This is a genomic window from Candidatus Zixiibacteriota bacterium, assembly GCA_016933955.1.
In the GTDB taxonomy this organism is placed as follows: Bacteria; Zixibacteria; MSB-5A5; order GN15; family PGXB01; genus JAFGTT01.
Window position 1 is genome coordinate 1 of record JAFGTT010000021.1, and the last position, 10,361, is coordinate 10,361.

At 49.0% G+C, this 10,361-nt stretch carries 6 protein-coding genes and 1 tRNA gene; 3 read left to right on the plus strand and 4 right to left on the minus strand.

Annotated elements, in window-relative coordinates; genetic code table 11:
• Positions 1-904, plus strand: a 904-nt coding sequence (locus JXQ28_07610; GenBank protein MBN2277596.1) for a thrombospondin type 3 repeat-containing protein, incomplete at its 5' end; no start/stop codon positions are given.
• Between the two features lie 160 nt (positions 905-1,064).
• Positions 1,065-2,447 (plus strand): hypothetical protein, encoded by a 1,383-nt coding sequence (locus tag JXQ28_07615; protein ID MBN2277597.1) that lies wholly within the window; start codon positions 1,065-1,067, stop codon positions 2,445-2,447.
• Positions 2,448-2,505: 58 nt separating this feature from the next.
• On the opposite strand, the gene JXQ28_07620 is transcribed toward JXQ28_07615, so the two are convergent.
• From JXQ28_07620 to JXQ28_07635, 4 genes are all read right to left on the minus strand, one after another.
• Entirely contained in the window at positions 2,506-4,305 is a 1,800-nt protein-coding gene (locus tag JXQ28_07620) for an ABC transporter ATP-binding protein (GenBank protein ID MBN2277598.1), read from the minus strand.
• On the minus strand, positions 4,298-6,106 hold the full coding sequence (locus JXQ28_07625; protein MBN2277599.1) for an ABC transporter ATP-binding protein: 1,809 nt from the start codon (positions 6,104-6,106) through the stop codon (positions 4,298-4,300). The genes JXQ28_07620 and JXQ28_07625 overlap by 8 nt, the downstream gene beginning before the upstream one ends.
• A gap of 338 nt (positions 6,107-6,444) precedes the next feature.
• A complete protein-coding gene (locus tag JXQ28_07630; protein MBN2277600.1) occupies positions 6,445-8,703 on the minus strand; it encodes a T9SS type A sorting domain-containing protein in 2,259 nt (752 codons plus the stop codon).
• 30 nt (positions 8,704-8,733) lie between these two features.
• Positions 8,734-9,750 carry a hypothetical protein gene (locus tag JXQ28_07635; protein ID MBN2277601.1) on the minus strand — a complete coding sequence of 339 codons (1,017 nt, stop codon included), beginning with the start codon at positions 9,748-9,750 and terminating at the stop codon, positions 8,734-8,736.
• Between the two features lie 528 nt (positions 9,751-10,278).
• On the opposite strand from JXQ28_07635, the gene JXQ28_07640 reads away from it, so the two are divergent.
• Positions 10,279-10,352 (plus strand) — tRNA-Arg (locus JXQ28_07640).
• Positions 10,353-10,361: the final 9 nt, after the last annotated feature.

Consider the following 10,361-nt stretch of genomic DNA (forward strand, 5'->3'; position numbering starts at 1 on the left):
CTGCGACAACTGCCCGGATGTGACCAACCAGGATCAGGCCGATGCCGATGAAGACGGAATCGGCGATGCCTGTGATGTTTGTCCCAATGATCCCGACAATGATATCGACGAGGATGGTGTTTGCGGCGATATCGATAATTGTCCGTCGACGCCCAATACCGACCAGGCTGATTTTGATGAGGATGAGATCGGCGATGTTTGTGACAACTGCCCGCAGACAACCAATAACGACCAGCAAAACTCAGACAGCGACAGCTATGGCGATGTCTGTGACAACTGCCCCAATTATGCCAATGAAAATCAGCAGAACTCAGACGAGGACAGTTATGGTGATGTCTGTGACAATTGCCCCACAACCACCAATGAGGATCAGCAGAATTCTGATGCCGATGGTTATGGCGACGCCTGCGACAACTGCCCGACCGTAACCAATCCGACCCAGACCAACTCCGATAATGATAGTCACGGCGATGTTTGTGATAACTGCATTTATGACGACAATGAAGACCAGGCCGATGAAGATGCCGATGATATCGGAACGGTCTGCGATAATTGCCCGGAGACCTATAATCCCGAGCAGATTAATTCAGACAATGACAGTCATGGGGATGAATGTGATAATTGTCCCGAAGATGACAACGAAGACCAGGCCGATTCGGATGGTGATGGAATCGGTGATGTCTGTGCCTTTATTTGCGGCGATGTCAATAACAATGGAAATATCAATATTCTGGATATCACCTATTTACTGAATTATATTTATAGAGGTGCCGCCGCGCCACCGTTTATGCAGTCCGCTGATGTCAACGAGGATCATCGTATCAACATTCTTGATGTTACGTATCTTTTGAGTTATATATTCTTAGGCGGTCCCGCGCCGCATTGTCCGACTCTCTGGCCTTAAAAAAAAGGAATATGTAATTTTCCGGCCGGCAGTTTATTCTGCCGGCCTTTTTTTTGATCGGACCCTCAAATAAAAGAATTGACAAAAACGTATTTTATTATATTATAATGAGTTATATGATACAATTACCTGCCTTGAGTATTAAAATATGGTGAGTTTTATGAAATCATCGAGAGTCATGATTATGCTGATCTTTGTTTTATTCCTTATTTCCGGATCGCTAATAGCCGGGGAATCGGCCACTGGGGGACTTCAGGAGATTCGGGATAGAATTGACCGTGAGGGTCTGAACTGGTCGGCCGATATTAATCCCCTTATCACTGATTATACCCCTGAGGAACGGGATCGAATGCTGGGTTTGCGTCTGCCGGATAACTGGAAAGAGATTTGGGAATCACACCTGCGTGAGAATTATTTCACCAAATCAGCAGAAGATCTGCCGGCCTATTTCAACTGGGAAGACTCCAATGTTATTACGGGGGTCAGAAACCAGGGGGGCTGTGGTTCCTGCTGGGATTTCGCCGCTACCGCGGCGCTGGAAGCCATATACAGCATTCGTCGCGGGGTCAAGCTTGATTTATCCGAACAGGCTATTTTATCATGTGTATCTCCGGGCTGGGGATGCGACGGTGCCTGGATGGATGATGCTTATCAACATTTCAAGTATTACGGAGCCATTGCCGAAGAAGATATGCCCTATCAGGCCAACGATAATATCCCCTGTACCGAAACGGAGTATCCCGCCCTGGTAAAAATCAAGGATTGGGTGGCTGTCCCGGCTTCCCGGAATTATATGAAGATGGCTATCATGGAGGCGCCGATTGCGGTGGCCTTTTATGCCTATAACGACCTGTATTATTATTCCGGCGGATGTTATTCGCATGGCGGTTTTACCGAGGAGGTCAACCACGGGGTCCTGGTAGTTGGTTGGGATGATAACATGTGTAACGGCGATGGGGCCTGGCGGGTTAAAAACAGCTGGGGATCATGGTGGGGTGATGACGGTTACTTTTGGATCAAGTATAACGACTGTAATTTCGGTCAGGGTGCGGCGCTTCTGGAAATCGACACCTCGCTGCAATTCGTAAGCGAAAATAATCTTCCGTCCGGCAATCTATGCGATGATTATGGTTTACAAATGGAGGCGTCCGGCGGAGAAGCGCCCTATGAGTGGCAAGTGATTGAAGGAACGCTGCCGGAAGGGATGATTCTTGATGAGGACGGGTTGATTCATGGTGTTCCCCATGAAAGAGTAACCAAGAGCGTGGCCATTCGGATCGAGGATGATTCCAAACCGACCAATCTTTATTTCGAGACGTTCAATATAACCACGGGAGGATCACTTAATGGTGATGCCAACTGCAGCGGGACATACAATATTCTGGATGTGACTTATATAATCAACTATTTATATCGCGGCGGTGAGTCGCCTCTTTCACCGGAAGGTTGCGATTGCAACTGCACCGGCAGTTGTGATATTCTCGATGCCGCCTTTTTGGTCAATTACCTGTATAAATCGGGCAACGCCCCCTGTGAAGATTGATCGAGACAATTTTCTGATTTTATAAAACCCCGGTTATAACGCCGGGGTTTTTTCTTTATCAGGCGCCGGCCACCTCGGCCTCAAGGCGGTAGCGCCTGTAAATTCTGGCGTACTGGCCGCTGTCCGAGGTGAGAGTAGCATGAGTTCCCGATTCGATAATCCGCCCGTTTTCCATAACATAGATCATATCCGCCGATTCCAGGATATCCGGCCGGTGGGTGATCAGGATAGCTGTCATTTCGGGCATAACCTGATGCAGGCGATTCCACAGGGCCGCTTCGGTCCGCGAATCAAGAGCCGAGGTGCAATCATCGAGAATCAGGATTTTCGGTTTACACACCAGGGCGCGGGCCAGGGCCAGTCTTTGTTTCTGCCCGCCCGAGATCGACATCCCGCGCGTTCCGATCTGGGTCTCAATCTTCTTCGGGAATAATTCGATCTCGTCTTTCAACTGCGATACCTCGACCGCCCATTCCAACAGGTCATCAGGTATACCGCGCTGTCCGAACAGAATGTTGTTTTTGACCGTATCGGTAAACAGGACCGGCTCCTGGGGAACATAGCCGATAATTTTTCGAAGCTCCTCGATCCGGTAATCGCGCAGATCGCGTCCGTCCAGCCGGATGGTCCCCGAAGTGGGATCGACCAGGCGGGGGATCATGTTGACCAGCCAGCTTTTTCCCGAACCGACTTTACCGACCAGGGCCACGGTTTGGCCGGCCTTGATCTCCAGAGAAACATCGTCGATAATTTTCCGGTCCGAGCCGGGGAAGGAAAACGCCACCCGGTCGTAAATCAGGTTCCCCCTGATATTCCCGTCACATTTGACCCGGCCGGCGGTCTGCACCATTGGTTTGGCCTGCTCCAGCTCCAGGAGTCGGTTAATCGAGACGGCCGACTGGCGCGATTTAACCAGAAACTGACCGATATCGAACATCGGAAAGATCATGTATACGACATAGTAAATGAAGGCCACCAACTCACCCAGCGAAAGACTGGCTTTGATGGCCATGTAACCTCCAGCCAGCAGGACAATGATGATGCCGAACTGCCAGATATACATGTACATCGAATCGACCACCACGGTAGCCTTAATGGCGGAAATCTCCGCCTCGCGCCGATCGAAGACAGCCCGGTCGAATTTTTTCCTCTGGGCCGTTTCCCTGACATAGGCTTTGACCACCCGAACGCCGTAGAAACAGGCCTCCATAACATCATTTAATTTCGATATTTTTTTCTGGAGCCAATCATATCTTTTATCCAAAATAGAGGAACTCCAGAAAAAGATGATGATCAGGATCGGCAGTGGCCCGGCCGACCAGAAGGCGAGCCGGGGAGAGATCGAAATCATCATGGCCAGGGCAAAACTGACCATCAGCAGGGCTTCGTACAATCGGAATATCCCCGAGCAGGCAAACCATGACAGCTTCTCGGCGACATCATCGGTCATCCTGGTAACCAGATCACCGGTCCGAAACCGGTTGAAGAAATCCGGTCCTTTGACTGTGATACCATCGAAGGCATCCTGCCTGAACAGCCACTCCAGCTTGATATTCATCCAGGCCCGGTGGGCCTGGACAAAGGCATAGAGCATGCTGGCGATAAGTCCAACCGAAATAAGCGTCAACGTGAAAGTGGCCGCAGTGGACAACCCCAGGTTTTGCCCGATGCCATTCAGCCAGACGGCGACCGAATGAGATTCCACGCTCCCGGTTTTGATAAAATCAACGGTGAATTCAATCAGCCTCGGGATCGTCACCTGGAAGGCGGCCTGCACCGGGGTCAGAAGAATCAGCACCGCCAGGACATATTTATAATTCCGGTAGTATCTCCAGAACCATTTAATTTTTTCAAACATTGGCCGTAACTCCGTTTTTATTCTTGAACTGCAGATGGAACAACTTCGAATAGTAGCCGCTCTGCAGGATCAATTCAGTATGCGTTCCCCGCTCGATAATTTCGCCGCGCCTGATAACCAGGATCTCATCGACATCGAGAATGGTCGAGAGACGATGAGCGATTATCAGCGAGGTTCGTCCTTCCATCAATTTTTTCAGCGACCCTTGAATGGTTCGTTCCGTTTCAGGATCGACCGAACTGGTGGCCTCATCGAGAAGCAGTATATCCGGGTCATTGGCCAGGGCTCGGGCAAACGACAGGAGCTGGCGCTCGCCACGGCTGAAATTGGCACCCTTTTCCGAGACCTCGGTATCGTAGCCCGAGGGAAGACGGCGGATGAAATGGTCGGCCTCGACGGTTTGAGCCGAGGAGACGATTTTATCCTCGCAGATTTCCTGCGATTCCAGCGAAATATTCGATTTCACATTGCCGGGGAAGAGGATAATATCCTGCAACACCAAGGCGAATTTCAGTCGCAATTCGGCCCGGCTGATATTCCGGATATCGATGCCATCGACAGTAATCCGTCCCTTCTGAGGGTCATAAAGCCTCAGCAGGAGTGAAATAACGGTTGATTTGCCGCCGCCGGTAACTCCGGCCAGAGCGATTCTTCGGCCAACCGGAATTTCAAACGAAATATCCTTGAGTGCCCAGTTATCATCATTGGTGTATGAAAACCAGACATGTTCGAACCGGATGCTTTTTTTCAGTCCCGACCAGGCCACCGGTTTTTCCGGATCATGCAATTGCGGTTCCGTGGCCAGGAGAGCGAAAATACGTTTGGCTCCGGCGATGGCTTTCTGGATGGTAGCCAGCTGTTCCGAGGCCCGCCAGAGGGGATCGAACGAACGCCAAATCAGAATGACAAACATCCCGATCGTTCCCACCGACAGCACCCCCGACCGAGTCCATTTGATACCGAAATAAAGCACCAGACCGATCATCACATACTGGAAGAAAAAGACCGAGTTGAAAAACATGATAACGCCGATATTGACATAGACATCATCTTTAAATTTCGACTGGTTGGCCATGTACAACCGGCCGCGGGCATAGGCCCCGCGATGGAAAATCTGGATGATCGACATTCCGTGGATGAATTCGGTTAAGTTGGCGGTAACCTCGGCCATCTTCTTGCGAACCAGGAAAAAGCGCGGGGTTGTTTTTCTTTCGAAAATAATCATCAGGGTTGCCATGACCGGGATAATCATTATCAGGATCGAGGCTAGGCGCCAGCTGTAGTAATACATCACGGCGAAAATGCCGGTCAACAGAATCACATCACCGACCACCAGCACAACAGTGTTGGTAAACAGCATCCGCAGTGATTCGGTATCGGATTCGACCCGGGCCATCAATCGTCCCACCGGGTTTTTATCGAAAAACGGGACATCGAGCGAAAGAATATGATTGAACAGGCGACGTTTCAAATCGACCATGATATTCTGCCCGATGGTTTCCAGTTTGATTCTCTGGATATACTGCAGGATCAGGGTGACGCCCTGGATCCCGGCAATCATCAGAACGGTAATAATCAGCCCCCGGAAATCGCCATTCTTGATATTGACATCCATAGCCCGTTTCAGCAGGACCGGCCAGTAGATCGACATGATTGTAGCCGCGGCCAGGAGGATAAGGCATAAAAGCAGGGGCCGTTTATAGGGAATCAGAAGCGGCATCAATCGGGCGAAAGCCCGGCGTGATTTTATCGCCTGTTCTTCGGGATTAATCTGTTCATCTTCATACAAGTCGGCAGTCATTTTATTCACCCATAAATTTCAGTTCTGTGTCAGTCGTTCACTCCGGTTCGTTCGAGCCATAAAAAAACCCGCCGAACCTTTCCCGGTGCGGCGGGGCTTTATCAACATTGTGATAATTTTCACAATAAAACCAAGCCTCCACCGCCTCGAAAACCGAGAATACCAAGATTGGTAGCATATGGCATAAAGCTATTAAGCATTAAATCGGCTCCTTAAAATTTAGCGGTTTTAGCTCATAATTAAATCACATTACGCCGTTATCCGGCTAATTGTTTCATTAAAATACTCTTTTTTTAAAATCGGTCAAGAAAAAAATCATCATCCCCCAATATTTTCGCTTACTTCAACAGAATCATTTTCCGGGATTCGTTATAATCGCCGGCGCGGAGGCGATAAAAATATATCCCGGAGGCCACATTCCGGCCGTTAAATCCGGTTCCGTCCCACTGGACCAAATGATACCCGGCTGATTCTTCGCCATCGACAAGGGTTTTGATTTTCTGCCCCAGGATATTGTAGATTACCAGTTCGATCTCGGACCGGGTCGGCAGGGCGTATTCGATGGTGGTGACCGGGTTAAACGGATTGGGATAATTGGGTGCCAGGATAAATTGATTCGGTGTTAAAAGGTTCTCAATGTCTTCAACATCGACCGGTGCTCCCTGAGCAAACAATATATTGAATCCCTTGTTGTTGTCCTCATGAACTTCCGATATATTATCCAATGGGTCAACAACGGCAAAGATCCATGGATTTTGTACCAACCCATCAGGATAAAGCCATTTCATCTGAGCTGTCACAAATCCTCTGGGCGCAAGAGAGTCCGTGGTGGCAATGAAATCGTTTCCATAAATATCTATTATAATCGTACCGCCATTATCGGGATCACCGACATAAAAACTGACCATTACCGGAACCATGGACGGGGAAGGGATAAGACTGAAATTCCTGATCCTGGCAGTAATTGTCACCGTGTCGCCGGGATCGGGATAGGCCGGGGTAAAAGAAATATCTTTGGTCAGGTGCCTTTTGGTGTCATATTCAAGATGGATTCCTTTCTCAGGATCATATTTCCAGGGGCGGATAAATGACAGGTCAGGCGCCGATCCATAATGCAAATCCCACCAGGTTTCAAGACCGGGTGTTGGGGAGCTTTCGGGGGTAACAGTGTAATCGACAATCAGGGCTCCGTTATTGGCGTGATAAGCATAGGGAGTAACGTGGTATCCGGCCTCAGCCAATCCCTCGTCTATACCGCCAATGCCAACATCAACCATTATATTTTTCGATACGGACGAGCTGTGGGTCGAGACCTCACCCATTCCGTACTCGCCTTCCACAGAAACCGAATACCAACCGCCTTTAACCGATAAACCGGCCTCAATACCCATATCCCAGGCCGCTGATTTCCCCGAGTTGCTGATCCGATCCCAGCTCAATGACCAGTAATAATCGCTGGAAGGGAAGACCCCGTAGGAATTCAACCACTGGCCGGTGGTGAAAACCTCGAACGCATCAGGATTATCGAGTAGATTATCGAAATCGGGATAGGAGAGAATATTACCGACTTCATGATCGGGAGCATAAGTCAATGCTCGCCAGCTTTTACTAGGAAACCAGGAATCCTGCACCGCCTTGGGGATAACAGCCACGACATGGGACTTTTGCAGGCCTTTGATCATGACCGGATATTCCCAGACATCGTAACTGGAGATAGTGGCGTATAGCCAGTCATCTTTCTGGGCGGTTACGGATTGGCTGATTTTGATGGTTTTGGTGGTATCCACCACGTTTTCGAAATTTTGACCGTATTCGGCGCTGATATGAGCCTCGACACCCCGTTCCCAGAGAACCGTACTGGCCGAGGCTTCGGCCGAGACCGCCCAATCGCTGTGGACCTCGGTTTCAATGCCGTAGGTGACCGAGCCCTCTTCCGAATATTGCCCGTAAAACTGACAGGTTGCACCTGAATAGCAATTATTGATATCATAAGTGCCGGTGAAAATATCAAAATGAGTTGGCGGGGCATTAAAAATAATCAGGGGCTGAACCATGCTGTCGATAATGTAATGATTCGGTGATCCCAGCATGATAGCGTCGCCATCAAGATCACCCGCGGCGATAGCCATGCTGCCGCTGCCATTGACATTTTCCGCCGCCCATTGGGCCCGGAAAGTGAATCCCTCAAGGGCTTTTGTTGAATCATTGACTACCGGAGCAAAAATCCGAATCCGGTACTGGCCATCATCGGGGCCATAATCGCTGATAATCAATTCCTTGCGCCATTCCAGCGACAGGGTATCGGCATCGAAATCCTCGACCACGACGGTGCGACGGCTGTCATCGCCGATACGGTTTATAATCCCGATAGCGGCAATTTCTTCAAACAGGCCCGTTTCGCCAAGCTGATATATTTTAACCGAATCATAGGCCGCCGAGATCAATTCGTCTTTGCCGTCATTGTTGAGATCGCCGTTCGTCAGACAAAAAGGCCGTAACACACCCAGCCCGAATTCGGGATCTTCCGGGGTATAGGAACTTGTGTAGGTGTCAGTCCATTTATCCTGGACAGTGCGTTTGGCGGGATCAAAGCTCATGCTGCTGGCATCGGCGGCGATGTCAAGCGGCTATAAAAAGCTGGTGGTATGGATGGTGTAATCCCATTGTTCACCGTTGGCGACCCATTCCCGCGTGAAGTCCTGGTACCCGATAACCGCTTCTTTCTTAACATTGCCATCGAAATCACCCACGGTTACTGCCATTTGTTCGATAAACCGGCATTCGGGTTCCATCGAATTCATGGTACAACTATCGATGTTGGCAAGTTTTTCTAACCTATCCCACCACCCTTCACAATAATAATGGGGATAAAATTCTTCATAATCAAGGTCAAACTTATATATCTGAGCCGTCAGTGACCAGTTTCGGTACGCCCAGTAGATCGGAATTTCGGATCCAATCACCAGCGCTTCATCCAATCCGTCGCCATCAAAATCACAGGCGGCCACATCGAACCAGGGATATGAGAAGTAAACATGCATAAGTTCTATTTTGTCGATACAATCGAATATTTCTGACATTGATAGGCTGGAGACATCACTGCAGTACCAGGCTCCGAGTCTGAGATAGGCGGGACAGCAATTACTTGTAGTCGCCATAATGACTTCATCACGACCATTATCGATTAAATTCGCTTTTACTATTCTATATGGGGCGTGAAAACCGTAGCCCACCATACCGCCGTCCCCGGCCGAAAGCCAGTCCAGTGAAGCCGTATCGATTTTCGGGACATAAATTTCCGGATCACCTTCTTTGACCAACACCACATCCAAGTCATTATCGTCATCAATGTCAGCCGTAGCTATGTCAATTAATCCCCGATGAATATCATCCCAGAGTGGCAAGCCATTGGTTGGATATGAATGAACCGGTTTTGGCACCACCGTATTGGAACTGCCGATGAAATCATAGACTCGCGTGAAACAGGAGTCATAGGCTGCCGGGGTCGATATTGTGATAATTTCCGCGGAGTTGCCCAGCTGGTAATGACCGCTGAAGGGATCATCGGTATTTATCTGGGCTGTTGACACTCCGGAAAAAGCAATAAAACAGGCAAAAAGGATTAAACGATAAAAAGGCTTCATAGGAATGCCTCGTTTGATTTGATTTTTAGCCTTATCAAAAATCTATAATAAAAAGAATCCCTCTGATTTCGGAGATAATCCTAATCTAATTTATCCATATTTCAGTCAAAGTCAAGCTGTATTTCCACGGCTCGGGGAGATAAAAATAATAACCGGCCGCCGAAGTAAAGGCGGCCGGTTTACGCGGAGGCGGTGACTCTCTTTTTCAGACATCCTCCGTGATACCAGGCCATAAGCCTGAAACAGGAATCATCCCTGATTCTCGAGGCGAGTCACCGATCAATCGAATTCGCCCGGATTTTAACCTGGTCGAACAACTCCTGTTTATCCGATTTTTAAACATTTATAAACCGCCTTTGTTCAAAAAAAATGACCGGAGAGCGAGCCGGTCAGGGAAAGGTCTGAATCCTATTGCTGTCCAGCCGGTTAATGGGGCCATTGGGGAGGAATTTTTGTTTTTTTCATTTGCCGTGATTATCCAAAAGTCTTATCTTTGGAATCGTAGAAATATAGAATGGTTTTTTTAATGCCCCCGTAGCTCATGTGGATAGAGCATCTGCCTTCTAAGCAGAGGGTAGCAGGTTCGAGTCCTGCCGGGGGTATTTTAATTA

Bases quoted from the DNA above. Each gene is read 5' to 3' on its own strand.
- JXQ28_07615 (MBN2277597.1), top strand. From the start codon at position 1,065: ATGAAATCATCGAGAGTCATGATTATGCTGATCTTTGTTTTATTCCTT.
- JXQ28_07620 (MBN2277598.1), bottom strand. From the start codon at position 4,305: ATGTTTGAAAAAATTAAATGGTTCTGGAGATACTACCGGAATTATAAA.
- JXQ28_07625 (MBN2277599.1), bottom strand. From the start codon at position 6,106: ATGACTGCCGACTTGTATGAAGATGAACAGATTAATCCCGAAGAACAG.
- JXQ28_07630 (MBN2277600.1), bottom strand. From the start codon at position 8,703: ATGAGCTTTGATCCCGCCAAACGCACTGTCCAGGATAAATGGACTGAC.
- JXQ28_07635 (MBN2277601.1), bottom strand. From the start codon at position 9,750: ATGAAGCCTTTTTATCGTTTAATCCTTTTTGCCTGTTTTATTGCTTTT.